This window comes from Serratia bockelmannii, from assembly GCF_051803255.1.
Taxonomy (GTDB): domain Bacteria; phylum Pseudomonadota; class Gammaproteobacteria; order Enterobacterales; family Enterobacteriaceae; genus Serratia; species Serratia bockelmannii.
On sequence record NZ_CP196512.1, the window covers coordinates 1,391,303 to 1,415,070 of the forward strand.

Genomic DNA, 23,768 nt, shown 5'->3' on the forward strand with positions numbered 1-23,768 from the left:
GGCATGAAGTTCAATTTGAACGGCCAGGCGGTCGAATTTAACGGCGAGCCGGATACGCCGCTGCTGTGGGTGGTCCGAGAACATTTTAAGTTAACCGGCACCAAGTTCGGCTGCGGTATTGGCGCCTGTGGCGCCTGTACGGTACATGTCGACGGTAAGGCAGTGCGTTCATGTTGCTATCCGCTGCAATTGGTGCGCGATCGGCAGGTGACCACCATCGAAGGGCTGTCCCTCGATCGCCGTCATCCGGTGCAGCAGGCCTGGATTGCGGAGGATGTGCCGCAGTGCGGCTACTGCCAATCAGGCATGATCATGGCGGTCAGCGCGCTGCTGGCGGAACACCCGAGGCCGGACGATCGGCAGATAGATGCGGGCCTGACCAATCTGTGCCGCTGCGCCACCTACCACCGGATCCGTGCGGCGGTGCACCGCGCCGCGGACAAGGGAGGATCTTGAGTATGGCGATCACCCGCAGAGCCTTGATAAAAGGCAGCGCGTTGGCAGTGGCCGCCATGCTGCTGCCGATATCGACGCGCAGCCTGGCGGCCGTGGTTTCACAGGACGTGGCGCCACCGGACGGTCAGCATGAATTGAACGATTGGATCTGGATCGATCGCGATGGGCGCATCGTTATCGGCGTGTCGCAATGTGAGGTCGGGCAGGGGATTTACACCGGCCTAGCCGAAGTGGTGGCGGCGGAGATGGATGCCGATTGGGCGCAGGTGACGGTGAAATTCGTCACCGGCCGTGACGCTTACCGTCAGGTTGCCGGGGGCGAGGCTTTCGCACAGTTTGTCGCCGCCTCAACCTCCATGACCAAATTTTATCAGCGTGCCCGGCTGGCCGGCGCACAGGCGAGAGATTTTTTTCTGCGGGCCGGCGCAAAACATTTCGCGCTTTCACCGGCGCAGTGCCGCACGGAGAAAGGCTGGGTGCTTGAGAAAGGCGGACAGCGCAAGGTCGCCTACGGCGATCTGGTGCGCTATGCCGCCGAGCTGCCTTTGGATCCGCAGCCTGGTTTAAAGAGTGAGGCGCAAGAGCGAGAGAGTGTCATTGGCAAGCCGCTGTTGCGGGTCGATACGCCGGAGAAAGTGGACGGCAGTGCGATTTACGGTATCGATATCGACTTGCCGGAGATGCTGATCGGCGTCCCCTGGATGGTGCCCGATCTCAGCGGAAAGCTGGTCGCCGTGCGCAATGAACGGCAGATTCGGGCCATGCCGGGCGTGGTGGATCTGGTGCTGACCCGGCAGTGGTCGATGAACAACATGGTCGGATTGGATCACGATATGTCGCTCAATACGGTGATCGTGGTGGCGGCGAGCTACTGGCAGGCCAAAAAGGCGGCGGATTTGCTGGAGGTCGACTGGCTGCCGGGCACAGGAAAAGCGCTGACCGATAGTGCGATTGCGGCAGAGAATCTGGCGATGCTGGATGGCGATACGCTGGTGCCGGCGGTCGATCGCGGCGAGGCGTCGGCGTTGATTCGTGGCGCTGAACAAGGTTCACGCTTGCATGAGGCGCGTTACAGCGCACCTTATGTGGCGCACGCCACCCTGGAGCCTTGCAATGCCACCAGCCATTACGGCGAGGGCCGTATCGAAACCTGGGGCCCTTTCCAGGGCCAGGACATGGTACGCAACGTTCTGGCGAAAATGTTCGGGCTGAAGCCGACGGATGTGGTGGTGAATACGACCTATCTGGGAGGCAGCTTTGGGCGCAAATATCTGCCGGATGCCGTGATGCATGCTACCGCCGCCTCCCGGGCGGTGGGGAAACCGGTCAAAGTGATCTATCCGCGCGAGATCGACATGCGGCATGAATACTATCGTCCGGCCTGCATCAGCCATTATCGGGCGCTGTTGGATGAAAACGGCTACCCGCAGGCGCTGTGGGCGCGCTATGCCGGGCAGTCTCTCTTCTGGCAAATGCGGCGCGAAACGGTCAATGAGGCCGGGGGATGGGATGAAAGTATGGTGGAGTGCGTTTACAGCACGCCGTATCGCATCCCACACCTGAAGGTGGAGGCCGGCATCGTCGAACAGCCGATCTCCCTGAGCTATCTGCGCGGTGTCGGCAGCGTCGCCAGTCTGTTCTTTTTGGAAAGCTTTATCAGCGAACTCAGCCATAAGGCCAACCGGGACGAATATTCGTATCGGCGGCATCTGTTGCAGGACAGCCCGGAAGCGTTGCGCGTCCTGGACGCCACCGCGGCGGCGGCCGGTTGGCAGCATGAGCCGCCGCTGGGCGTTTATCGCGGTATGGCGTGCAATATTTGGGTCGGCCGCAATAACGCTTTCACCACCTACGTCGGTTTGGTGGTTGAAATCGCCATCCAGGGGGGGCGACTACGGGTGCTGCGCGCGGTATGTGCGATTGACTGTGGCAAGGTGATAAACCCGAACCTGGTGCGTGCCAACGTAGAGGGCGGCATCGGCTTTGCGCTGACCACCTGTCTGCACAGCGAGCTGCATTTTGAACGGGGCGGCGTGGTGGAAGGGAATTTCGATCGCTATCCGCTGCTCGCGATCGCCGAAATGCCCAAGGTGGAGGTCGTGGTGCTCGATAGCGCGCGTGCACCGCAGGGATGCGGGGAAGTATCGACTGCGGTGGTCGCCCCGGCGATAGCCAGCGCGCTGCATAAGGCCACCGGTAAAACCTATCGTACTATGCCGTTCCCACGCGAGTTCTCGTCGGTGTAACGGCAGCCGCCGGTTTGGCCAGCCGGCGGTTGTCCTGAGGTCAGAGCTTTTTCAGCAGCGCCAGCAGTTGCGCTTCGCTTTTCTCCGCCAATCCGTCGATCGCCAGTTTGATGATGTCGGAACGGGTGATGCGCACGATGCCGTTGCGCGCCGCCTGCACGATCACTTCATCGATAGCCTCAATGTGGTTGTCCGTCAGGCTGACGGAGATCGCCTTATAGGTGCGCTTGCGGCCGGCCGGTTTGGCTTCTGGCGCGGGTGCCGCGACCGGCAGCGTGTGCGAGGTGGCGCTGTTGATGAATTCGTCTTCCGACATGCGGTGGGTGGGGGTGCGTTTTTTCACAGGATCACCTCTTTCACCAGGCATTCAATTTCGCTCTGCGCCTTTTCGTTGTTCGCCTCGTGCACGGTGATGGCTTCACCCCAGGCGTCACGGTAAATCTTGCGGTCGCACAGGCGGTTGCTCACCAGGGTGAACTCCGGGTATTCGCTCAGCACCTGCGCCGCTTCGTTGGCTTCATTAATGAAGATATTGGTCGGGCACATGTTCAATACGATGTAGCCTTTGACCTTCTCGTTGTATTCCTGCGCGGTGGAGAACATCTCCGACAGATAGCCAATGGTGTCGAGATCCATCTGCGAAGGGCGCAGCGGCGAGAGGAACAGATCGGCGGCCAGCAGGCCGGAGCGCAGTTCGGCGCTGTCGCGGCCGGCGGTGTCGACGATCACGTAGTCGTAATGGCGATCGAGCTCCAGCAGCGTTTCCTTGATTTTACCCGACGCGGCCACCACCGGAATGTGCGGCAGCCCCTCGACGTTCTGACGGTCGTTGTACCAGGTCATGATCGATTTCTGGTCGTCGGCATCGACGATGATCGCCGTCTTGCCTTGCTTAAGAATCAGATACCCGGCGATGTTCACCGCTTTCGTCGACTTGCCGACGCCGCCTTTTTGCGAGCCAATCAGGACAATCATGCTGCCATCTCTCAAGTTATTAAGCTGATAACTTATTAAGTTAATATGCTTATTAGGTTGATAATCAAACAGGTTAACAAGAACAACTCGCGAACAATATGCACCAACTGCGGCGGCTTGCCAAGCCAGTATGTTGTTAACTGCGCAGCTTATTTTGCGGTGAATCGGCCGGGTGGGTAAGTAGGAATTCTCTGGGAAGTGGCGGAACGGAAGAGATTTTTTGTTAATTTAACAGCTTAATAAGTTAGTGACTCATTAAGCTGTCGATGGCGTTACTTCTTCATCATCGCCTTCAGGTTGGCGAACGGGTTGTGGGTGGCGACGCCGATATCTTTCTGAGCGTCTTCACCGGCCACCACCGTTGAACCGTATTGATCGGCCTCGGTGTATTTCGAGTGCTCGTGGTCGTGACAATACAGGCACAGCATTTCCCAGTTGCTGCCGTCTTCGGGGTTGTTGCTGTGATCGTGATCGATATGGTGCACCGTCAGTTCGCGCAGGTTGGAATAGACGAATTCGCGTGAGCAGCGCCCGCACACCCAGGGGAACAGTTTCAGCGCTTTTTCGCGGTAGCCGGTTTCCAGCTTCGCATAGTTTTTGGGGATATAGGCCATGGTGGTTGTCCGTCGTGAATCACTATGCGGCAAATAATACCACACTGCGTGCGGCTACAACGTGCGGCTCATCTTGCCGCTGTCAAACGTCTCCACCGCCCAGTCGATAAACGCCCGCAGCTTGCCGCTGAGGTGGCGATTGGACGGGTAGACCACGTACATTTGCTCCGGCGGCGGCTGCCAATCGTGCAGCAGACTGACCAGCTCGCCGCTGTCGAGGTGCGGCTGCGCCATAAACCGATAGATCTGGATGATGCCCAATCCGGCCAGGCTCGCCGCCAGCAGCGCGTTGCCTTCATTGATGCTGACCGGGGAACGCTGTTGAATGGCGATCTCTTTGCCGTGTTCGGCATAGCGCTGCGGGTGGATGCGGTCGTTAAGCGGGTGGCGATAGTGCACCATCGGAAAACCCTGTTCCAGATCGCACGGGTGGCGCGGCGTACCGTGAAGCGCCAGGTAGGCTGGGGTGGCGCAGCTGACCCAGTCCAAATCGAACAGGCGCCGGGCGATCAGGCTGGAGTCGGCCAACGGACCGCTGCGGATCACGCAGTCGGTGCTGTCGCTGATCAGATCGATCACGCGGTCGCCGACGCTCAGATCGATCTGTATCTGCGGATAGCGTGCCAGAAAGTCGGGCAGTGCCGGCAGCAGTAAGCGACGTGCGGTGCCACCGCCGGTGTCGATACGCAGCACGCCCTGCGGAGAGCTTTGCGATTCGGTCAGGCAGCCCTCCATCTGCTCCAAATCCGCCAGCCATTTCACCGTATTCTGGTAATAGCATTCACCTTCGCGGGTGACCGACACGCTGCGGGTGGTGCGCTGGAACAGCTTGGTCTGCAGGTGATCCTCCAGATTCTGGATCAGCTTGGTGACCGTCGCTTTCGGCATGCCCAGCGACTCGGCGGCGCGGGTAAAGCCGCCGGTTTCCACCACGCGGTTAAATACCCGGATAGCGAGCAAATGATGGTCCATAGGTTCTCAACGCCATGCCCCGGCGACGGCCGGGGCATGTTTCTGCAGATAGATAATGATTAACACTGTTTAGCGCCAATCGTGCCGGAGCGCAAGCTGAGGCCGAATACCAGCGTGGCGGAAAGGATCAGCGCGCCGCCGAACAGCATGGCGCTGCTGACGCCCTGCCAGTCCACCACCTCGCCGCCCAGCAGGGCGCCGGAAGCCAGCGCGATCTGGATGACGCACACCAATAGCGCCTGACCGGCTTCCGGCGCCTGCGGCACGGCGGCGAACATCCAGTTGGTGGCGCAGACCGGCACGGCGCCAAAGGCCAGCCCCCATACCAGCACCATCAGCGTGGCGCCGGCGAGGCCGCTGAGCAGCGGCGAAACGATCAAAATGCCCGCCAGCATGGCGGCGATCAGAATAAAGGTGGCGCGCAGGCTGTATTCCCCCAGACGCTCGCCGAGGAAGGTGCCCAGCAGGCCGATGGCGCCATAGGCCAACAGCTGCAGTGAGATAGCCGATGGGCTGAGGACGAACACCTGCTGCAGCAGGGGCCGCAGGTAGGTGTAGGCGGCGAAGTGGCCGATGAACAACAGCACGATGGCGATCAGGCCGATGCGCGCCATCGGCAGGCGCAGCGGCAGTACCAGATCGCGCGGTGTGACCGGCCGGGACGGTGGTACCGAGGTCAGCAAACGCAGCTGCGCCAACAGCACGCCGACCGCCAATGCCGCACCGCCGAAGAAGGCGGCGCGCCAGCCGAACAGATCGCCGATCAGCGCCCCGGCCGGCACGCCGCACACCGCGCCGACCGAGATGCCGCTGAGGATCAGCGCGGTGGCGCGGCCCTGGCTGGCTTCCGGCACCAGATGGCGGCCGTAGTTGGCGGCAAACGACCAGAAACCGCCGACGCAGATGCCCAGCAGCACGCGGCCCAGCAGCATCATCGGGAAGTTGACGGCCAGCGCCGCCACCAGGTTGGACACCATCAGCAGCAGCGACAGCCCCAGCATCAGTAAACGCCGATCCAGACGGCCGGAAATCAGGCTCAATGCGGGAGCGGCCACCGCAGCTACGATGCCGGGCATGGTGACCATCAGCCCGGCGGTGCCGGTGCTGACGCCAAGTGAAGGGGCGATGTTGGTCAGCAGGCCGATCGGCAAGAACTCGGTGGTGACCATGACAAAACAGGCGACCGTCAGCGAAAAGATCGCCGGCCACGGGGATAATGCAGAGTTATCTTTATTATTCAGCATAATGCCGCTCGTCTCAGGTGAATGCGCAGGCCGCGCTCGGGGCGCGGCGTGATCAAAGTCACAATCTACGGCAGGCCGAAGGCGCAGATAAATCCATCTGCGGTGGTTACACTGTTTCTGAAGGGAAACAATCGCGGCGGCGAGTGAAAACGCGGCTCGCGCCGCGCCTAAGAGAAAGGAATAAAACGGCATAAGGTTATGACCGAATGCCGCGTGGCGCTTATAGCCCCGGCGCTTTCCACAGCGAGGTGGTCAGGCCGTTGTCCACCAGCGTCAGCTGATCGGCGTAGACCCGCCGCCAGGTTTCTTTCTGTTCCTGATACAGCGCGTGGTGGGTCATGTCCGGCTGATGCTCGCGCTCCCAGCGCACCAATCGCTCGCCGGTTTCGGCCAGCGACTCGTATAACCCGGCGCCGACGCCGGCGGCGATCGCGCAGCCCAGCGCGGTGGCCTCTTTCACCACCGGTACCCGCACCGTCAGCCCGGTGACGTCGCTGAGGATCTGACTCCACAGTTTGCCCTTGGCACCGCCGCCGGCGAACACCAGCGAGCGCGCCTGCACGCCGGAGAAGGCGGCGATCTGCTCCAGATTGCAGGCGGAGACGATGGCGGCATTCTCCTCCAGCGCGCGGAACAGCGTCTGTTTGTTGCAGCGCTCCGGATCGATAGACATGTTGATGAACGACGGCGCCGCGTGATACCAGGTTTTGAAATGCATGGCGTCGGAAAAGATGGGCATCACGCCGTAGGCGCCCGGCGGCACTCTGGCCGCCATCTCTTCCAGCAGGCTATAGGCATCGACGCCCAGCCGCTCCGCCAGCAGTTTCTCTTCGGCGCAGAACGCGTCGCGGAACCAGCGCATGGTCAGGCCGGTAAAGAAGCTGATGGATTCTGCCTGCGCCATGCCGGGAATGACGTGAGGGTTGATGCGGATGTTCATCTCCGGATCGATGGCCGGCTCCGGCAGGTTGACGATTTGCTGCCAGAAGGTGCCGCCGAGCACCGCCGTCTGCCCGGCGCGCACGATGCCAAGCCCCAGGCTGCCGAGCTGCACGTCGCCGCCGCCCATCACCACCGGGGTGCCGCGCAGCAGCCCGCTTTCCTGCGCCGCCTGTTCGGTGACGCACCCCAGCACGCTGCCGGTCTCTTTCACCGGCGACAGAATATCGGCGCGCAGCCCGGCCATATCGAGCAGCGCCGGCCGCCAGTCACGGCTGCTCAGATCCAGCATGCCGGTGGTGCCGGCGTTGGAAGGATCGACCGCCAGCTCGCCGCTCAGCATGTTGGCCAGCCAGTCGCTGATCATGGTCAGCGTCGCCGCCTGGCGATAGATGTCCGGGCGGTGGTGCGCCAGCCATAGCAGGCGCGGCATGGCGCTCAGCGCCAGCGTCTGGCCGGAGTATTGATACACCTCGCGTTCGAAGCCGTGGTTGTGCAGCTCTTTCAGTTCACTGACCTCATGGCTGGCGCGCGCATCGACGTTGGCACAGGCCCAGATCGGCACGCCGTTGCGATCGTACAGAACGATGCCTTCGCGCATCGAGCAGCAGGCCACCGCGCGGATCGCCTGAGCGCTCAATCCAGCGCGTTGCATTGCCTGGCGGATGCACTGGCAGGCCAGCTGCCAGTTGCGGGTGAGGTCAAACTCCATTGAGCCGGGTACGCCCGGCACCGCCAGGTGTTGCCACTCCGCCTGGCTGTGCGCGATCTGGTTACCCGCCAAATTGAAGATCACGGCGCGAATGCTGCCTGTTCCTGCATCCAGCGCCATCAAGTAGTTATCCATAGCCTATGCTCTCAGGGGGAGGAGTGTTAACTATAGATGCCGCCGTCTTCCCTCGCCGGGGGTGGGGTGGGCATCGCCGGTGCGATTTGTGAGCCAGGCGGCAAAATTGCCGTTGCGGCAGGGCAATCGACGGGAATGAACCTATGGTTGGAAAGCGCCATGCTACGGCGCGCCGTTCAAACAAGGAGCTGTCATGCACGTCACATTGGTAGAGATCAACGTTAAACAGGACAAAATCGACGAATTTATCGACGTTTTCCGCGCCAATCATCTGGGGGCGATCGAAGAGCCGGGCAACCTGCGCTTCGACGTGCTGCAGGATGAGCATATTCCGACGCGGTTTTACATCTACGAAGCCTATCGCGACGAGCAGGCGGTGGCGGCGCACAAGCAGACCCCGCACTACCTGCAGTGCGTAGAGAAGCTGGAGGCGCTGATGACCGGCCCGCGCAAGAAAACCACCTTTATCGGTCTGATGCCGGAATAAGCGCCGGCGTTTGCCGGTGTCCATGTCCCCGGTTTGGTTGTAATCTGCAAGGTAAAGCGAATTTTCAATGGGATAAGCGGGGCGAGGATGACATTGCGCGATCGGCTGTTGGCGCTGTTGGTGGTGGTGATCTGGGGTGTGAATTTCGTCGTCATCAAGTTCGGTTTACAGGGCATGCCCCCGTTTCTGCTGGCTGGGATGCGCTTTTTGCTGGTGGCGCTGCCGGCGATCTTCTTTATTCCGCGCCCGACGATCCCGTGGAAATGGCTGTTGCTGTACGGCATGACCATGAGCTTCGCGCAGTTCGCGTTTTTGTTCGTCGCCATCAAGGTGGGCATGCCGGCGGGGCTGGCCTCGCTGGTGCTGCAGGCGCAGGTGTTCTTCACCCTGCTGTTGGGTGTCGTCCTGATGGGCGAAAAGCTGCGCGTCAACCATTTCGTCGGCATTGCTATCGCCAGCGGCGGCATGCTGGTGCTGGCGCAGGCCAGCCTGCATAAGCCGGGCAGCGGCGCGGTCCCCCTGGCGGGCCTGCTGCTGACCCTGGCGGCGGCGTTTTCCTGGGCGCTGGGCAACCTGACCAACAAGAAGATCCTGGCCGGTTTCCCGCAGCGCAACATTTTGTCGCTGGTGGTGTGGAGCGCGCCGATCCCGGTCGTGCCGTTCCTGGTCTGCAGCTGGCTGTTCGACGGCCCGCAGGTGGTGCTCGCCAGCCTGAGCCATGTGCAGGTCGGCACCTGGCTGGCGATTGCCTATCTGGCGTTCGCCGCCACGCTGTTCGGTTATTCTGTGTGGGGCAGCCTGCTGGGGCGCTACGAAACCTGGCGCGTCGCGCCGTTGACGCTGCTGGTACCGTTGGTCGGGCTGTTCGCCGCCTGGCTGCTGCTGGACGAAGCGCTGTCGCCGGCGCAGTTCGGCGGCGCATTGCTGGTGCTGGCCGGCATGGCGGTCAACACCTTTGGGCTGCCGCGCCGCCGGGCCGTCGCCGTGCGCTAAATTGAACAGGGCAATTCTGTTCAATACGTTGTCGGCGCGGCCCGGCACTCTGGCACCTGTGAATATTTTCTCAGGTGCCCATCATGAATATCTACATTTCCATGGCCGCGTTTGCGCTGGCGGCCTCCATCACCCCCGGCCCGGTCAACATCGTCGCATTGAGCGCCGGGGCGCAATTCGGCTTTGGCGCGACCCAGCGTCACGTATTCGGCGCCACGCTGGGGTTTACCCTGTTGCTGTTACTGCTGGGATTGGGCATGCACCAGCTGCTGATCCTGTGGCCGGCGTTGACGCGCTTGATTCAGTGGGCCGGCGTGGCCTTCCTGCTGTTTATGGCCTACCGGCTGGCGTTTGACGACGGCAGGCTGGGCAACGGCGCGGCGCAGGCGCCTTCCTGTTGGTACGGCGCGCTGATGCAATGGCTGAATCCCAAGGCATGGTTGGCGTCGGTGGCCAGCCTCGGCGCTTTTGTCGGCGACGGCGACATCCGGCTGCTGTGGCAATTCGCCGGGCTCTACTTCGTGATTTGCTATGCCTCGGTGGCCTGCTGGGCCTATGTTGGTGCGATGCTGCGCGGCCTGCTCAGGCAGGCGCGCAACGTACAGCGTTTCAACCGCGTGATGGCGGCGTTGCTGGCGGCCAGCGCCTGCTATCTGTTGGCGGAGGGTTTTTGATACTGGCCGGGCGTGGCGGCCAGCAGCTGTTTGAAGGTGCGCTGAAAGTGCGCCTGATCGGCAAAGCCGCTTTCGCTGGCGGCCGCGGCGATCGGCAGGCCGCTTTTCAATAGCCGATGGCCGTGCTGCACGCGGCGATTGACCAGATAAGCGTGCGGCGTCATGCCGTAACGCTGGCGGAAGGCGCGGATCAGGTAAGAGGGCGAGAGCGCGGCGGCGCGGCAAATATCGTCCAGCGTCAGCGGCCGGGTGCAGTGCGCGTCGATAAACGCCGCCGCCGCTTCCAGCCGGGCATGCGGCGGTGTCTCCGGCTGGCGGCCGCTGCCCAGCCCGAGCTGCAGGGCGCTGAAATACTCCACCATGGCGATCTGTTTTTCCAGCGCGCTGCACAGCGGATCCGTCAGCAGCGCATAAAGCCGATTCAGGCCGTGGAACAGCGCCGGATCGCGGCTGTGCGGCTGGCTGAAGGGAACAAAACGCTCGCCTTCGCCCCCGAGCAGCTCCTGCTGCAGCGCGCCGATCCAGGCGAGATCGAGATAGAACATGATGTATGACCAACGGCGGTCGGCGATCGGATTACAGGCATGCGCCTGCTGCGGGTTGATGACAACCAGATCGCCGGCGCTAACCTGCATGCGCCGCTCGCCGTTGACATAGGTGCTGACGCCGCCGGTGATGGCACCGATGGAAAAGAATTCGTGGCTGTGCAGGCTGTAACACGCCTGGCGGCCATCCGCGATGGCGCGGGCTTCGACGAACGGCAACTGCGGATCGCGCCAGAACTGCGGCGTTTTTTCACTCATACGCTTTCCTTTTCACTGCGGTGGCATCACAGTGTTATAGCCTGAAAGCGACGAGAGGGGGAATGGCGGATGATGATTTTTAACGTGTTCGGCCGTCTGCTGGGCGTGAAGCGCATCGGGGATGAGTGGCGGCTGTTCCGCGTGACGCTGCCGGAGCGCAAGTATGCCCCCAGCCACGATATCGTGCTGCCGGCCGATCTGCGCGAAGAGGAGATCGCCGGCTATCTGGGGGATATTTATCACGAGGCCGCGACGCCGCAGCGGCCGGACGTGTTTCGCGTCGAATAGCGCGGCGCGTTACTCTTCCGCGTTGCGCGCCATGATGCGGCGCTGGTGTTCCTCGCTGGCGGCCTGGATCTCTTCCAGCACCGAGCCGACATCGGCGCGCTTCTGGATTTCGCTGAACCGGCCGCTGAGGGCGCTGTCCGGCGTCAGATTGCCTTCCTGATACAGCGCCCAAATCTCTTTGGCGTATTGGCTGTCGCGCAGTTCCGGCGCGAATTGGCCATAATATTCCGCCAAATTGTTGATATCGCGCTCGAACATGCTTTTGGCGTGGTTGTTGGCGGCGGCGTCCACCACCTGCGGCAGATCGATGATCACCGGCCCGTCTTTATCCATCAGCACATTGAATTCCGACAGATCGCCGTGCACCAGCCCGGCGCACAGCATGCGCACCGCGTAGTTCATCATCAGGGCGTGATCGGCCCGCGCCTGTTCCGGCGTCAGGATGACATCGCTCAGGCGCGGCGCCACCAGGCCTTCTTCGTCGGTGATCAGCTCCATCAGCAACACGCCGTCCAGGCAGATATCCGGCTGCGGCACCCGCACACCGGCCTTGGCCAGCAGATACAGCGCGTCCACTTCGGTGTTTTGCCAGGCTTCTTCCTGCTGCTGGCGGCCGAATTTGGAGCCTTTGCTCATGGCGCGCGCGTTGCGGCTGTTGCGCACCTTGCGCCCTTCCTGATAGTGGACGGCCTGCTTGAAGTTGCGCTTCTCGGCCTCTTTGTACACTTTGGCGCAGCGGATCTCATCGCCGCAGCGCACGATAAACACGTCGGCTTCTTTGCCGCTTTTCAACCGGCGGATGACGTCGTCGATTAACCCGTCATCAACCAGCGGCTGGAGTCGTTTTGGAATTTTCATGCAGCCTTGTACCCTATTTAGGCTCCGGTGTGAATGGCTTGCGCAGTTGATAGCGTAAGTTAGACCCGAAAGGTAAACATTAGTTTTGCCGCCGCGGCATCATTGCGCAGCGGCGGGTACTCACAGGCTGGCGGCCGGCACCCAGACGCTGACGCTGCCGGCGTTGACCGGGAAATGGGCGCTGCCCTGGTCGTCGGTGGTGATTTCCTCCTGACGGTTGCCGAGGAAATCGCGCCAGGCGGTGTGCGCCAAATCGGCGCCCAGTGCGACGGTCTTGCCGCTCTCGCCGCCGTTGGTCAGCACCACCACGCAGCCGGGGGCCTCGGCGGTGCCGGCGCGGCTGAAGGCCACGCAGTGGCTGTCGTCGAAGTAGTCGGTTTGCGGGCCGTTGGCGAAACGCTGGCGGGCGGCGATCAGCTTCTCCAGCTCCGGGATCGCCGGCATGTCAATCTGGTACTCGCCGCCGTCGCGCCCCTTGTCGCGGTAGCTGGCGCCATACAGGTCGGGGTAAAACACGCAGGGCACGCCCTGTTCGCGCAGCAGGATCAGCGCGTAGGCCAGCGGTTTGAACCAGGGTTCCACCGGCGCCTCCAGCGATTGCAGCGGCTGGGTATCGTGGTTGGCGACCAGCGTCACCGCGTGGGCCGGATCGGCGGCGGTCAGGGTATCGGTGAAGATCTGCGCCATGTCGAAGCCGTCGCCCTGTTTCGACGCCTGATGAAACTTCAGGTGCAGCGCTACGTCGAACAGCATCACCTTGCCGTCCACCAACTCGATGTATTGTTGCAGCGCGCCGAGATCGTGCGACCAGTATTCGGCAACGATAAACAGGTCGCGCTGCGCGCTGTCGCGCACGTGATCCGCCCACTCTTTGAAAAACCAGGCGGGGATGTGTTTGGCGGCGTCGAGGCGGAAGCCGTCGCACGGCAGCGTGTCCAGCAGCCAGCGCGCCCAGTATTTGAGCTCCTCCGTCACGGCGGTATTGCGGAACTCCACGTCGGCGCCCATCAGATAGTCATAGTTGCCTTTCTCGTCGTCGACCTGATCGTTCCAGCCGTCGTCGCCGTAGTCGTTGGCGATTTTAAACACCCCTTTGTCGTCCGGCTGCTCAACGTAATCGACGCCGCTGAAGCATTTGTAATCCCAGATAAACTCGGAATGCACGCCCTGGCGGCCGGGAAAGGTGAAGCGGGTGTAGGCCAGCGCGTCGAAGCCCTGGTCGTTGATGTCGTTGCGGTTGTTGGCGTCCACCTTGAACACGTGTACCCGTTCTTTTTCGTCCGCGCCGAGCTTGTGGTTGAACACCACGTCGTAGATCACCCCCACGCCGTGTTCGCGCAGCGTAGTGGCGGCATGTTCCAGCGCCGCCTTGTCGCCGTATTTGGTGGCCACGCTGCCTTTCTGGTCAAATTCGCCCAGATCGAACAGATCGTAGGTGTCGTAGCCGACGGAGTAGCCGCCGGAAGCGCCCTTGCAGGCGGGGGGTAGCCACAGATCGGTGATGCCCAGTTCGGCAAGGTGCGGGGCGCGCTCGGCGGCCTCCTGCCACAGTTTGCCGCCGTCGGGGTAGTACCAGTGGAAGAATTGCAGCAGGGTGGTTTTTTTCGTCATGAGCCAGCGTCCCGGTTAGCCAGAAGGAAAGGAGCAGTTAAAGCATGGGCTACTTTTGGCAAAAGGGACAATGGCGTAGGGGGGCGCGCGAAGGCAGGCGTAAATATGTAACCGATATTGACGGGATAGCGATTAAGTTGCTGCTATCAAGTTTTCACGTTTTAGTTTTTATTAACTATTTTTCAAATAGATATTTGCTTTGTTTTTTGTTATGTCAAATTTTGATGTTTTTACTCTCATTTTTATTGGTTTTTTATTTTAATTTTAAATATTAATTTGTATTTAAGTTTTTAAAATAATCAATTAAATGGTTTTAAATTCTGGTTAATGAAATGTTTTGACATATTCAGATGCCCCGTTGGTTATTCATTCGCAATTGTTTATGCGTTATCGTTATGTTCTAAATTAGGTAACACTATCAACCAATAATCCATCCAACGCAGCGTGAAGGTGGAAGTACAAGGGAGCATAACGCCGTGAACATCAGGGATTTCAGAGCATTGGCGCGCAGTTTGGTCAGAGAATTCGGCATGTTGAACAAGCAGAGCAACGGCTCGCGCTTTTCGCCGCTGCAGATCCATCTGATGATCGAAGTCAGCGAGCAGCCGCTGGGCGTCACCGAGCTGGCGGCCCGACTTTGCATCGACAAGGCCAGCGCCAGCCGGGCGCTGCGCAGCCTGGTCGCCGCCGGCGTGATAGAAACGGTGGATCATCCGGATGACAAGCGGCACAACCTGCATCGGCTGAGTAAACAGGGCGGCAAGGCGCTGGCCGGCATCGAGAGCGACGCCGACGGTTTTATGCAGGCGGCGCTGGCGCAGTTGGATGACGATGAGCTGGCGAGCACCACTGCGGCGATGAAAAAGATGACCGCGGCGCTGCGCAGCGCGCGCAAACAGCGCAACGCCAACCTGCGGGTGCGGCCGATCGCCGCGCGCGACGATGCGGCGATGGCGGCGATCATTCGCGACGTGTTTCGCGAGTACGGCATGGACAAGATGGAAGGGGTCAGCCTGCACGATCCGGATCTCGATCGACTGACCGGCCTGTATCACGACAACGGCGGCCGCTACTGGGTGCTGGAGCGGGACGGGCAGGTGGTGGGGGGCGTCGGCATGGCGCCGCTGGCCGGCGAAGAGCCCGGCTATTGCGAACTGCAAAAACTGTTCTTCAAACCCGGTGTGCGTGGGTTGGGCATGGCGCGCTATATGGTGGTGCAGGCGCTGAAGGCGGCGCGGGCGGCAGGGTATCGCTATTGCTATCTGGAAACCACCGAACAGTTGAAAGAGGCGATTGGGCTGTATTACGCGCTGGGTTTCACGCTGTTGACGGAACGGCGCGGCCATACCGGCCACCACGGCTGTAATGTGTGCATGCTGAAAAATCTGCAGAACGACGATATGTGAGCGGTTTCAAGGTTAACGCCTGCGCCTTGTGTCACCCTGTTAACCGTTTGATAACAATCACAACGTTTTATCAGGGAGGAAACTATGTTGGGGGATCCGATGGCGCTGTCCGCGCTGGTCACGCTGGTGGTCATCGCGCTATGGGCCAGCGCCCGCTTGCCGGAGTATTTGGTCGCGCTGCTGTTCTTTGCGGCGGTGATGGTATTGCAGCTGGCGCCCGCCGCGGTGACCTTTTCCGGTTTCGCGTCCTCCGCATTCTGGCTGGTGCTCAGCGGTTTCGTGTTGGGCAGCGCCATCCGCAGCACCGGCTTGGCGGATCGCCTGGCCAACCGCCTCTTGCCGCATCTGGCCGGTTCCTGGCCGCGCCTGGTGGGCGGCGTGGTGGCGATAAGCTACGCGTTGGCGTTTGTCATGCCCTCGAACATGGGGCGGATTACGCTGCTGATGCCGATCGTCATGGCGTTGGCCGATCGCGCAGGTCTGGCGGAAGGCTCGCGCGGCCGCATCGGTTTGGCGCTGGCGGTGGGGTTCGGCACCTTCCAGCTCTCCGCCAGCATTTTGCCGGCCAACGTGCCCAACCTGGTGATGAGCGGCGCGGCGGAAAGCGCCTACGGCAGCCACTTCGCCTATCTCTCTTATCTGCTGTTGCATGCCCCGGTGCTCGGGGGGGCCAAAGGCGCATTGTTGACGTTGTGCATCTGCGGCCTGTTCCGGGCGCGGCCGCAACCGGTGGTGGCCGAGGCGGGGCAAACGCCGCTCAGTGCCGCCGAGTGGCGACTGATCGCGCTGTTGGGCATGACGGTGTTGCTGTGGATGACCGACAGCTGGCACGGCATCGCCCCGGCCTGGATAGGGTTGGCAGCGGCCTGCGTCTGCCTGCTGCCGCGCATCGGTTTTCTCAACGGCGAACAGTTCGCCGCCGGCGTTAACGTGCGCACCTGCATTTACGTGGCGGGGATCCTGGGGCTGACCGCATTGGTCAGCCACTCGGGGCTCGGCGATCGGTTGGGTGGCGCGCTGCTGGCGATGATGCCGGATCTGCACGGCAAGCCGTTTACCGCATTCGGTTCGCTGGTGGGGGTCACCGCGCTGTTGAATTTCGTGGTGACCGCCAACGGCGTGCCGGCGCTGTTTACCCCGCTGGCGCAGGCGCTGTCCGCGGGCAGCGGCCTGCCGCTGCTGACGGTGTTGATGACCCAGGTGATCGGTTATGCCACCCCGCTGCTGCCGTATCAGGCCTCGCCGATCGTGGTGGCGATGGGGATGGGCAAAGTGCCGGCGCGCGAAGGGCTAAAGCTGTGCCTGCTGTTGGCTGCGCTCAGCTTCGCACTGCTGGTGCCGTTGGACTATCTGTGGTTCAGGCTGCTGGGGTGGATCCCGTAAACAGCCCCGCGCCGCCGGCAAAGCAGTCTTCGTCCAGCGTCAGGGTGGCGATTTTATGCACCGGCCCGCGCATGCTGACCTGAAAATCGCCGCTGAAGGCGATCTGCAGTTCGCCGCCCGGCATCCGCACGCTAACCCGATCGCCGACTCGTCCCAACTTGCGCATCACGCTGGCGGCGGCGCAGCTGCTGCTGCCGGAGGCGAGGGTAAAGCCGGCGCCGCGCTCCCAGATGCCGATGCGCAGCGTCTGGCGATCGACCACTTCCACCAGTTGTACATTGGTGCGTTTCGGGAACAGCGGATGGCGTTCAATCAGCGGTCCGAGCCGATGCACCTGCGCCAGATCTAGTTTTTCCACCGGCACCACGCAGTGCGGGTTACCCATCGACACCAGCGAAACGCTTAACGTCTCCTCCCTCAGGGGCAGCGGATAGTTCAGCGCCTCCGGCAGATCGATCAAGGCCGGCAGCGCCGCCGGGCTGAAATTGGCGCGCCCCATCTCCACGGTTATCTGATGCGCGTCTTCCGCCACCTGGCAACGCACGTCGCCGCCGGCGGTGTGCACCAGAAACGGCTGATGCCCTACGCGCTCGTTGTCAAACAGATAGCGCGCGTAGATACGCAGGCCGTTGCCGCTTTTCTCCGCTTCGGAGCCGTCCGGGTTGATGATGCGCAGGGTGGGATTGACGGCGTCACCGCTGTCGATCAGCAGGCCGTCGGAACCGATGCCGTAATGCGGGTGGCACAACAGGCGGATCTGTTCCTGGCTCAGACGATCGGCGACCGAACGGTGGCAGACCAGGTAGTCGTTGCCCAGGCCGTGATATTTGTGAAACAGCAGGGGAGTCATGGCGTTGCTCGGCTCAGCAAGAAAAGGTGGCTACAGCTTACAACAGAATGTTGGCGTCAAAACAAACAAAAGGCGGCCTGAGCCGCCCTTTTGCACGATTGCCTATCTGGCCATTAATTGTAGATGATCGCGGTACCGTGCAGTTTGTTGTCACCGGTGGTGGCGATGATCTGGAAGGATTTGGCGCCCGCCGCGTCGGCTTTGGCCGCCAGTTTGTTTTCCAGGCTGCTCAGGTCGGACGCACCGCTGACGGTGACGACGCCGGCTTTTTGCAGGTCGGCGGGTTGTGCGTTAACCAGATCGGCGGCGAAGCTGCCGAAGGAGACGGAAGCCAGTGCGATGGCTGCGATGGTCATTTTCAGGTTTTTCATGGTCTTATTTCCTATCTTTGTTCTTTACGATGTTTGTTTTGTAAGGTCGTTAAATTGATTAACGATCGATAATTTAATGTTAGATGCCGGTTTGACGGATTGCAAGTATTTTTTTAATGCTCGTTAATTAATTTTTTTACGCCCTGGCGTTGTGAGCAAAAGGACAGGCAATCAGTTGGCTTAATACTTTGTTATTGATAGATTTCTGCGGTGCCATGCAGCTGGTTGTTACCGCCGGCACCGATGATGCGGAAGGATTTTGCACCGGCCTGATCGGCTTTGGCGGCCAGGCTGTTTTCCAGCGAGGTCAGATCGGATGCGCCGCTGACGGTGATAACGCCCACTTTCTGCTGGTCTGCCGGTTGGTTCTGGACTAAATCGGCGGCGAAGCTGCCGAAGGAAACGCTGGCCAGAGTGAGAGCTGCTAAGGTTAATTTTAAGTTTTTCATGATGTTAATTCCTTTCCGATAACGGTCAATAGAGGGTTTTAATCTGCTTCGTTAAATTATCTTAACGATCGATAACTAAATGCTAATCGGTTCTCGACGAGCGCGCAATATTTTTTTATAATGATCGTTAAGTTATTTGTGCTAAGCCTGCCGTGGAGCGGGATAGGAGAGGAACGATGAGCATCAATGAAGCGGTCTGCGGCAAGAAAAGCCGTGGCAGACCAAAACAATTTGATCGCGACCGGGCGCTGGAAAGCGCGCTCGATCTGTTCTGGCGGCACGGTTATGAAGCCACCTCGCTGGCCGATCTGGTGGAAGTGACCGGCGCCAAGGCGCCGACGCTGTATGCGGAATTCGGCAACAAAGAGGGGATGTTCCGCGCGGCGGTGGAACGCTATCTGCAAAAATACACCACCTGCACCAACCAGCTGTTGGAACAGGATGTGCCGGTGGCCGAGATCGTCGAGGCCTACGTGCGCTCTTCCGTCGAAGTGTTTACCGACCCCGATACGCCGTCAGGCTGTTTTATGGTGTGCGCCTCCGCGGCACTGTCGTCCGCTTCCGACGACGTCGCCCAGATGCTGCGCAAAAAACATCATGCCCAGGAAGCGGCGCTGAAAGTCTGCTTCGATCGCAAGGTGCAGCAGGGCGAATTGCTGGCGAAAACCGATACTGCGCTGCTGGCGAAATACGTCATTTGCACCATTGAAGGCATGTCGGTGCAGGCGCGAGAAGGGGCAAGCCGGAGCGATCTGTTGCGGTTGCTGGAGGCGCTGATGCTGGTGTGGCCGCGGCTCAGCCAGATTGGCAATAAGGTGTAACAACAGGCCCGGTTTTCACCGGGCCGTATAACCTACTACTGGTTGACCGGGATCACCGCGCCCTGGTATTTCTCGCGGATAAAGTCCTGAATCGGCTTGGAGTGCAGCACCTTCACCAGCGCCACGATCTCCGGCTTGTTCACGTCGGCTTTGTGCACGGTGATGATGTTGGCGTACGGGTTGTTTTCGCCGCTTTCGACCGCGATTGGATCCTTGGTCGGATTCAGCCCGGCGTCGATGGCGTAGTTGGCGTTGATCACCACCGCGTCACCTTCGTTGTTGTTGTACATCTGCGGCAGCAGCGCGCCTTCAACGTTCGCCTGGAACTTCAGGTGTTTCGGGTTTTCCACCACGTCGGTGATGCGCGCGTCCACCTTGCTCACCCCGGGTTTCAGCTTGATCACGCCTTGCTGCTCAAAGATTGACAGAATACGGCCTTCTTCCGCCACCGCGTCGCGCATGATGATTTTGCCGTTTTCCGGCAGATCTTTCAGGCTCTTGTACTTCTTCGAGTAGATGCCGATAGGCTCAATATGGATCGCGCCGGCGCTGACGAAGTCGTAGCTCTTGTCGTCGGCGTGGTCTTTCAGCACCGAGTTCAGGTAAGGCACGTGCTGGAAGTAGTTGGCGTCGATGTCGTGGCTGGCCAAGGCGGTGTTCGGCAGAATGTAATCCTGGAAGCGCTTGATCTGCAGATCGATGCCTTCCTTCGCCAGTATCGGTTTGGCCTGTTCGAGGATCTCGGCGTGCGGCACGTTGGAGGCGCCGACCACCAGCTTGGTCGCCGCGGCGGCGCCGTAAGAGGCGAGGGTGGCGACAGAGGCGAAAGCCAACATCAGTAGGTGCTTTTTCATCATCGTTTTCCTTGGTTAATTAACGTTTATCGAGCGTTCTTGTCAGGGTGTCGCCAATGAACTGAATGACGAAAACGATCAGCAGGATCGTCAGCGTCGCCACCAGCGTCACGTCACTGTGGTTGCGTTGGAAGCCTTCCAGATAGGCCAGGTTGCCCAGGCCACCGGCGCCGATCACCCCGGCCATCGCGGTGTAGCTCACCAGTGCGATCAGGGTGACGGTGATGCCGGAAACCAGCGCCGGCGAGCTCTCCGGCAGCAATACGCGGAAAATCAGGGTGCGGTTTTTGGCGCCCATCGAGCGCGCCGCTTCGATTACCCCTTTATCGACCTCGCGCAGCGCGATCTCCACCAGCCGGGCGTAGAACGGCGCGGCGCCGACGATCAGCGCCGGCAGGGCGGCGTCCGCACCGAGAATGGTGCCGATCAGCGACTTGGTGAACGGGATCAGCAGCACGATCAGAATGATGAACGGAATGGAGCGGAAGACGTTGACCAGTACGGAGATCAGCGAGTAGACCGCCCGGTTCTGCAGCAACTGGCCCTTCGAGGTTAAAAACAGCAGCACGCCGAGCACGATGCCCAGCACCAGCGTGGCCAAACCGGCGATGCCGGTCATGTACAGCGTTTCCCAGGTGGCGTCCCACAGTTGGTCCAGGCGCAGGTGGGGGAACAGGGATTCAATCATGTTGGATAACCTCGACGGCGATATCTCTTTCGTGCAGCAGGCTGAGCATGTCGGCGACGTGTTGTTCGTTGCCTTCGGCGTGAATGTACAGTTCGCCGAACGAACCGTTGAGGGTGTGGCTGATCTTGCCGTGCAGAATGTTGACGGTCAGGGCGTAGCGCCGGATCACTTCGGAGATCACCGCCTGATGGGTTTGCACGCCCACGAAGGTCAGCTTGAAAATCGCCCCCGGCAGATGAGCGGTGAGCAGCGGATTGAAGCTCTCTTCCGTGTCCGCATACTGCGACACCTGTTTGACGAATTGCCGGGTGATCGGCTGCTGTGGCCGGGTGAACACGTCAAGCACCGGGCCTTCTTCGACGATGCGGCCGTTTTCCATTACCGCCACGCGGTGGCAGATTTTGCGCACCACGTGCATCTCGTGGGTGATCAGCACGATGGTCAATTTCAGCTGGCGATTGATGTCCAGCAGCAGGTCGAGAATGGCGTCGGTGGTTTGCGGATCGAGCGCCGAGGTGGCCTCGTCGCACAGCAGCACGCTCGGGTTATTGGCCAGCGCGCGGGCGATGCCGACGCGCTGTTTCTGGCCGCCGCTGAGCTGCGACGGATAGGCGTTTTCGCGCCCCTGCAGGCCGACCAGCGCGATCAGTTCCGCCACGCGCGGCGCAATCTGCGCCTTGGGCACGCCGGCGATCTGCATGGAAAAAGCGATGTTTTGGCTGACGGTGCGCGACCACAGCAGGTTGAAGTGTTGAAACACCATGCTGATTTTCAGGCGCGCCTGGCGCAGATGGCTCCCTTTGGCGCGGGCGATATCGAAACCGCCCACGTCAATGCGGCCGCTGGTGGGCGTTTCCAGGCCGTTGAGCAGGCGGATCAGCGTGCTTTTCCCGGCGCCGCTGTAGCCGATGATGCCGTAAATTTGCCCGGCCTCTATCGCCAGACTGACGTCGTCAACTGCCACGACGCGGCCCTGTGCGCTGTCAAAAGTTTTGCAAACGTTCGAAAGAACGATCATAACGAAGCGGATCCTTATCGATACATCACAGCATTCCGTCCGGAGCGCGTTGCGCCGGACAGGGATCGTTCGGCTTTTCAGCGGGGCACAACCCGGCGGGAAGTGGCGGACGGAACCTCTGTTGCGGGTGAATACCGGGCAATCCTACCGAGGGTTGATAGTGACAGGAAGAATGTAAAATCTATTACTTATTCTGATTTGATATATTAAACGGCGGGCGTCATGGGGGGAGAAAACCGGCCGCTGGGCGGCCGGTGGAGGGCTAGCGTTTTTCCAGCTTCATGTGCAGCAGCGGGAACGGGTTGCCCTGGCCGTCGAGCGGCGAGCGGCCGGTGATGACAAAACCGTAGTGACGGTAGAAGCCGCTGGCCTGCGGATTTTGCTCGTTCACGTCCAGCTGCAGCTCATCGTGCAGCGTTTCCGCGTGGGTCAGCAGCGCTTTGCCCACCCCTTTGCCGCGCTGATCGGCGTCGATAAACAGCATCTCCACCTTGTTGCCGTTCAGACCGATAAAGCCGCAGGGATGCCCCGGCCGCTCTTCGGCCACCCAAACGTTGACCGCCGGCAGGTAGTCGTTCAGCACCAGCGGGAACAGCTGTGCGATGTTGTCTTCGGTTAAAAAGTGGTGAGTGGCGCGCACCGAACGCAGCCAGATATCTGCCAATTGCGCGTTGTCTTCCGCCGCGCGTGCTCTGATGGTAATCATCGAACTCTCTGCTATCTAAGTTGAAGGAAAAGAAACTAGATAGAGGTTTTGTGGGGTTAGTGCCGAATTAACGTGGGTTAACGCCCTGCAAAGCGCCTCTGCAGTGGATCGAATAGGCCCGCCTGGTTGCAAGCGGTATAACAACTGTAATTCAGTAAGTTAATGCTTTCAACCGCCGCAGGGCGCAATGAGGCGCTCGCCGCGTGATACACTGGCCGCTGAATGAGCAAGAGGGCGGCAGGATGGAAGCGGTACGCGCAGCGATAGAAAAACAGGTGCTCAGCCTGACCGGGTTGGCGCTCGGCGGCGTCGATTTTGAGAATCCGCCCGGCGATCCGGGGCTGTTCGGCCCGCAGTCGGTCATCTGGCAGGTACACCGCGATTTCACCCCGATGCTGTGCGGCGGCGTCAGCGCCTTGCTGTTGCAAATGCTGCACCCGTTGGCGCTGGCCGGCGTATGGGATCACTCCAACTTCCGCGACGATATGATTGGCCGCCTGCGCCGCACCAGCCAGTTCGTGTCGGTCACCACCTTCGGCCCGACCGCCGAGGCGGAGCGGCTGATCGCCAAAGTCAAAGCCATCCATCTGCGGGTGACCGGCGTCGGCAGCGACGGCACGCCTTATGCCGCCAGCGATCCGGCGCTGCTCACCTGGGTGCACGTGGCGGAGAGCAGCCGTTTTCTGGCCAGCCACCTGCGCTACCGTAACCCGCATCTTTCCCGCGATTTGCAGGATCAATACTACCGCGAAGCGGCGCGCGTGGCCGCCGCGCTGGGGGCGACCGCCATTCCTCAGTCCTGCGCGGAGGTCGAAGAGTACCTGCAGGCGATGCGGCCGCAGCTGGTCTGCGATGAACGCACGCAAGAGGTGGCGCGCATTCTGCTGAAAGCGCCGGCACCTAGCGCATTGGCGCGCCCGCTCGGCGGGGTGGTGATGCAGGCAGGCATCGATCTGTTGCCCGATTGGGCGCAGCGGCAGTTCGGCTTTCATCCGGGCGCACTGCGGCGGCGGCTGGTGCGAACGGGGGCCGCAGGCCTCGGCAAAGTGCTGGGCGCGTCGATGCGCAACGGTTCCTATCAGCGCGCGGTGAGGCGCATTACTCGGCCGTCATGAGCCACAGCCGCTATAATTAGTCTTTGTTTATCTTCGTTTACGGCCGCTTTTGAGACTTTTACGGGTGATCCGGCCAGTAATGCGTTTTACACTTGGGGGC

Annotated in this window: 26 protein-coding genes; 10 read left to right on the forward strand and 16 right to left on the reverse strand. The window is 60.9% G+C overall.

Annotated elements, in window-relative coordinates:
* Positions 1–3: 3 nt before the first annotated feature.
* A complete protein-coding gene (locus tag ACSJLU_RS06680; protein WP_060447591.1) occupies positions 4–456 on the forward strand; it encodes a (2Fe-2S)-binding protein in 453 nt (150 codons plus the stop codon).
* A 2-nt stretch (positions 457–458) separates the two neighbouring features.
* Entirely contained in the window at positions 459–2,702 is a 2,244-nt protein-coding gene (locus ACSJLU_RS06685) for a xanthine dehydrogenase family protein molybdopterin-binding subunit (RefSeq protein WP_197835258.1), read from the forward strand.
* A gap of 40 nt (positions 2,703–2,742) precedes the next feature.
* On the opposite strand, the gene ACSJLU_RS06690 is transcribed toward ACSJLU_RS06685, so the two are convergent.
* From ACSJLU_RS06690 to lsrK, 6 genes are all read right to left on the reverse strand, one after another.
* Positions 2,743–3,045 (reverse strand): hypothetical protein, encoded by a 303-nt coding sequence (locus ACSJLU_RS06690; RefSeq protein WP_033642294.1) that lies wholly within the window; start codon positions 3,043–3,045, stop codon positions 2,743–2,745.
* Positions 3,042–3,677, reverse strand: coding sequence for an AAA family ATPase (locus ACSJLU_RS06695; RefSeq protein ID WP_025301991.1), 636 nt, complete (start codon positions 3,675–3,677; stop codon positions 3,042–3,044). Before ACSJLU_RS06695 ends, ACSJLU_RS06690 begins: the two co-directional genes overlap by 4 nt.
* Positions 3,678–3,949: 272 nt before the next feature.
* Positions 3,950–4,291, reverse strand: coding sequence for an HNH nuclease YajD (gene yajD, locus ACSJLU_RS06700; RefSeq protein WP_004939576.1), 342 nt, complete (start codon positions 4,289–4,291; stop codon positions 3,950–3,952).
* Positions 4,292–4,345: 54 nt separating this feature from the next.
* Entirely contained in the window at positions 4,346–5,263 is a 918-nt protein-coding gene (locus ACSJLU_RS06705) for a LysR family transcriptional regulator (protein ID WP_049203865.1), read from the reverse strand.
* A gap of 59 nt (positions 5,264–5,322) precedes the next feature.
* The gene (locus ACSJLU_RS06710) at positions 5,323–6,507 is read right to left on the reverse strand and encodes an MFS transporter (protein WP_197770503.1); all 1,185 of its coding nucleotides are present in this window, start codon (positions 6,505–6,507) and stop codon (positions 5,323–5,325) included.
* Between the two features lie 220 nt (positions 6,508–6,727).
* The gene (lsrK, locus tag ACSJLU_RS06715; RefSeq protein ID WP_439041068.1) at positions 6,728–8,293 is read right to left on the reverse strand and encodes an autoinducer-2 kinase; all 1,566 of its coding nucleotides are present in this window, start codon (positions 8,291–8,293) and stop codon (positions 6,728–6,730) included.
* A gap of 193 nt (positions 8,294–8,486) precedes the next feature.
* Between lsrK and lsrG the strand changes: the two genes are divergently transcribed.
* From lsrG to ACSJLU_RS06730, 3 genes are all read left to right on the forward strand, one after another.
* Entirely contained in the window at positions 8,487–8,780 is a 294-nt protein-coding gene (gene lsrG, locus ACSJLU_RS06720) for a (4S)-4-hydroxy-5-phosphonooxypentane-2,3-dione isomerase (RefSeq protein ID WP_033642299.1), read from the forward strand.
* Positions 8,781–8,867: 87 nt separating this feature from the next.
* Entirely contained in the window at positions 8,868–9,773 is a 906-nt protein-coding gene (locus ACSJLU_RS06725) for an EamA family transporter (protein WP_025301996.1), read from the forward strand.
* 83 nt (positions 9,774–9,856) lie between these two features.
* Positions 9,857–10,447: a LysE family translocator gene (locus ACSJLU_RS06730; protein ID WP_025301997.1), complete on the forward strand. Its 591-nt coding sequence runs from the start codon at positions 9,857–9,859 to the stop codon at positions 10,445–10,447.
* Here ACSJLU_RS06730 and ACSJLU_RS06735 read toward each other — a convergent pair.
* A complete protein-coding gene (locus tag ACSJLU_RS06735; RefSeq protein WP_025301998.1) occupies positions 10,423–11,250 on the reverse strand; it encodes an AraC family transcriptional regulator in 828 nt (275 codons plus the stop codon). The two genes, ACSJLU_RS06730 and ACSJLU_RS06735, sit on opposite strands and share 25 nt — an antisense overlap.
* Before the next feature lie 69 nt (positions 11,251–11,319).
* Here ACSJLU_RS06735 and ACSJLU_RS06740 point away from each other — a divergent pair, with 69 nt between their 5' ends.
* Positions 11,320–11,538 (forward strand): DUF7661 family protein, encoded by a 219-nt coding sequence (locus tag ACSJLU_RS06740; protein ID WP_025301999.1) that lies wholly within the window; start codon positions 11,320–11,322, stop codon positions 11,536–11,538.
* 9 nt (positions 11,539–11,547) lie between these two features.
* Here the strand turns inward: ACSJLU_RS06740 and ACSJLU_RS06745 are convergent, their stop codons facing one another.
* Positions 11,548–12,396 carry a PA4780 family RIO1-like protein kinase gene (locus ACSJLU_RS06745; protein ID WP_142105549.1) on the reverse strand — a complete coding sequence of 283 codons (849 nt, stop codon included), beginning with the start codon at positions 12,394–12,396 and terminating at the stop codon, positions 11,548–11,550.
* Positions 12,397–12,516: 120 nt separating this feature from the next.
* Entirely contained in the window at positions 12,517–14,007 is a 1,491-nt protein-coding gene (gene amyA, locus ACSJLU_RS06750; protein WP_260515388.1) for an alpha-amylase, read from the reverse strand.
* Between the two features lie 500 nt (positions 14,008–14,507).
* Here amyA and ACSJLU_RS06755 point away from each other — a divergent pair, with 500 nt between their 5' ends.
* Together ACSJLU_RS06755 and ACSJLU_RS06760 are read left to right on the forward strand one after the other, a co-directional pair.
* Complete coding sequence (locus ACSJLU_RS06755; protein ID WP_197832372.1) at positions 14,508–15,413, forward strand: GNAT family N-acetyltransferase; 906 nt, start codon at positions 14,508–14,510, stop codon at positions 15,411–15,413.
* 84 nt (positions 15,414–15,497) lie between these two features.
* Positions 15,498–16,796 (forward strand): SLC13 family permease, encoded by a 1,299-nt coding sequence (locus ACSJLU_RS06760; RefSeq protein WP_380825761.1) that lies wholly within the window; start codon positions 15,498–15,500, stop codon positions 16,794–16,796.
* Here the strand turns inward: ACSJLU_RS06760 and dapF are convergent.
* The 3 genes from dapF to bhsA (ACSJLU_RS06775) all read right to left on the reverse strand — a co-directional run bounded on the left by dapF (position 16,771) and on the right by bhsA (ACSJLU_RS06775) (position 18,466).
* Positions 16,771–17,646: a diaminopimelate epimerase gene (dapF, locus tag ACSJLU_RS06765; protein ID WP_167324930.1), complete on the reverse strand. Its 876-nt coding sequence runs from the start codon at positions 17,644–17,646 to the stop codon at positions 16,771–16,773. The two genes, ACSJLU_RS06760 and dapF, sit on opposite strands and share 26 nt — an antisense overlap.
* 113 nt (positions 17,647–17,759) lie before the next feature.
* Positions 17,760–18,017 carry a multiple stress resistance protein BhsA gene (gene bhsA / locus ACSJLU_RS06770; protein WP_016928601.1) on the reverse strand — a complete coding sequence of 86 codons (258 nt, stop codon included), beginning with the start codon at positions 18,015–18,017 and terminating at the stop codon, positions 17,760–17,762.
* Between the two features lie 191 nt (positions 18,018–18,208).
* Positions 18,209–18,466 carry a multiple stress resistance protein BhsA gene (gene bhsA / locus ACSJLU_RS06775; RefSeq protein ID WP_016928600.1) on the reverse strand — a complete coding sequence of 86 codons (258 nt, stop codon included), beginning with the start codon at positions 18,464–18,466 and terminating at the stop codon, positions 18,209–18,211.
* Between the two features lie 176 nt (positions 18,467–18,642).
* Between bhsA (ACSJLU_RS06775) and ACSJLU_RS06780 the strand changes: the two genes are divergently transcribed.
* Positions 18,643–19,287 (forward strand): TetR/AcrR family transcriptional regulator, encoded by a 645-nt coding sequence (locus tag ACSJLU_RS06780; RefSeq protein ID WP_025302005.1) that lies wholly within the window; start codon positions 18,643–18,645, stop codon positions 19,285–19,287.
* Between the two features lie 35 nt (positions 19,288–19,322).
* Here the strand turns inward: ACSJLU_RS06780 and ACSJLU_RS06785 are convergent, their stop codons facing one another.
* The 4 genes from ACSJLU_RS06785 to ACSJLU_RS06800 all read right to left on the reverse strand — a co-directional run bounded on the left by ACSJLU_RS06785 (position 19,323) and on the right by ACSJLU_RS06800 (position 22,553).
* The gene (locus ACSJLU_RS06785) at positions 19,323–20,141 is read right to left on the reverse strand and encodes a MetQ/NlpA family ABC transporter substrate-binding protein (RefSeq protein ID WP_043136906.1); all 819 of its coding nucleotides are present in this window, start codon (positions 20,139–20,141) and stop codon (positions 19,323–19,325) included.
* 19 nt (positions 20,142–20,160) lie between these two features.
* Positions 20,161–20,829, reverse strand: coding sequence for a methionine ABC transporter permease (locus ACSJLU_RS06790; protein ID WP_004939505.1), 669 nt, complete (start codon positions 20,827–20,829; stop codon positions 20,161–20,163).
* Positions 20,822–21,847 carry a methionine ABC transporter ATP-binding protein gene (locus ACSJLU_RS06795; RefSeq protein WP_380825766.1) on the reverse strand — a complete coding sequence of 342 codons (1,026 nt, stop codon included), beginning with the start codon at positions 21,845–21,847 and terminating at the stop codon, positions 20,822–20,824. The genes ACSJLU_RS06790 and ACSJLU_RS06795 overlap by 8 nt, the downstream gene beginning before the upstream one ends.
* A gap of 262 nt (positions 21,848–22,109) precedes the next feature.
* Complete coding sequence (locus ACSJLU_RS06800) at positions 22,110–22,553, reverse strand: acetyltransferase (RefSeq protein WP_016928596.1); 444 nt, start codon at positions 22,551–22,553, stop codon at positions 22,110–22,112.
* 242 nt (positions 22,554–22,795) lie between these two features.
* On the opposite strand from ACSJLU_RS06800, the gene ACSJLU_RS06805 reads away from it, so the two are divergent.
* Positions 22,796–23,668, forward strand: coding sequence for an oxygenase MpaB family protein (locus ACSJLU_RS06805; RefSeq protein WP_025302008.1), 873 nt, complete (start codon positions 22,796–22,798; stop codon positions 23,666–23,668).
* The last annotated feature ends 100 nt before the right edge of the window (positions 23,669–23,768 follow it).

Coding starts and splice junctions, on each gene's coding strand:
- ACSJLU_RS06745 (WP_142105549.1), bottom strand. CDS start 12,396: ATGAAAATTCCAAAACGACTCCAGCCGCTGGTTGATGACGGGTTAATC.
- ACSJLU_RS06780 (WP_025302005.1), top strand. CDS start 18,643: ATGAGCATCAATGAAGCGGTCTGCGGCAAGAAAAGCCGTGGCAGACCA.
- ACSJLU_RS06680 (WP_060447591.1), top strand. CDS start 4: ATGAAGTTCAATTTGAACGGCCAGGCGGTCGAATTTAACGGCGAGCCG.
- ACSJLU_RS06800 (WP_016928596.1), bottom strand. CDS start 22,553: ATGATTACCATCAGAGCACGCGCGGCGGAAGACAACGCGCAATTGGCA.
- ACSJLU_RS06785 (WP_043136906.1), bottom strand. CDS start 20,141: ATGAAAAAGCACCTACTGATGTTGGCTTTCGCCTCTGTCGCCACCCTC.
- lsrG (WP_033642299.1), top strand. CDS start 8,487: ATGCACGTCACATTGGTAGAGATCAACGTTAAACAGGACAAAATCGAC.
- ACSJLU_RS06790 (WP_004939505.1), bottom strand. CDS start 20,829: ATGATTGAATCCCTGTTCCCCCACCTGCGCCTGGACCAACTGTGGGAC.
- ACSJLU_RS06735 (WP_025301998.1), bottom strand. CDS start 11,250: ATGAGTGAAAAAACGCCGCAGTTCTGGCGCGATCCGCAGTTGCCGTTC.
- bhsA (WP_016928601.1), bottom strand. CDS start 18,017: ATGAAAAACCTGAAAATGACCATCGCAGCCATCGCACTGGCTTCCGTC.
- ACSJLU_RS06725 (WP_025301996.1), top strand. CDS start 8,868: ATGACATTGCGCGATCGGCTGTTGGCGCTGTTGGTGGTGGTGATCTGG.
- ACSJLU_RS06805 (WP_025302008.1), top strand. CDS start 22,796: ATGGAAGCGGTACGCGCAGCGATAGAAAAACAGGTGCTCAGCCTGACC.
- ACSJLU_RS06685 (WP_197835258.1), top strand. CDS start 459: ATGGCGATCACCCGCAGAGCCTTGATAAAAGGCAGCGCGTTGGCAGTG.
- yajD (WP_004939576.1), bottom strand. CDS start 4,291: ATGGCCTATATCCCCAAAAACTATGCGAAGCTGGAAACCGGCTACCGC.
- ACSJLU_RS06730 (WP_025301997.1), top strand. CDS start 9,857: ATGAATATCTACATTTCCATGGCCGCGTTTGCGCTGGCGGCCTCCATC.
- ACSJLU_RS06710 (WP_197770503.1), bottom strand. CDS start 6,507: ATGCTGAATAATAAAGATAACTCTGCATTATCCCCGTGGCCGGCGATC.
- ACSJLU_RS06795 (WP_380825766.1), bottom strand. CDS start 21,847: ATGATCGTTCTTTCGAACGTTTGCAAAACTTTTGACAGCGCACAGGGC.
- bhsA (WP_016928600.1), bottom strand. CDS start 18,466: ATGAAAAACTTAAAATTAACCTTAGCAGCTCTCACTCTGGCCAGCGTT.
- ACSJLU_RS06695 (WP_025301991.1), bottom strand. CDS start 3,677: ATGATTGTCCTGATTGGCTCGCAAAAAGGCGGCGTCGGCAAGTCGACG.
- ACSJLU_RS06705 (WP_049203865.1), bottom strand. CDS start 5,263: ATGGACCATCATTTGCTCGCTATCCGGGTATTTAACCGCGTGGTGGAA.
- lsrK (WP_439041068.1), bottom strand. CDS start 8,293: ATGGATAACTACTTGATGGCGCTGGATGCAGGAACAGGCAGCATTCGC.
- ACSJLU_RS06760 (WP_380825761.1), top strand. CDS start 15,498: ATGTTGGGGGATCCGATGGCGCTGTCCGCGCTGGTCACGCTGGTGGTC.
- dapF (WP_167324930.1), bottom strand. CDS start 17,646: ATGACTCCCCTGCTGTTTCACAAATATCACGGCCTGGGCAACGACTAC.
- amyA (WP_260515388.1), bottom strand. CDS start 14,007: ATGACGAAAAAAACCACCCTGCTGCAATTCTTCCACTGGTACTACCCC.
- ACSJLU_RS06740 (WP_025301999.1), top strand. CDS start 11,320: ATGATGATTTTTAACGTGTTCGGCCGTCTGCTGGGCGTGAAGCGCATC.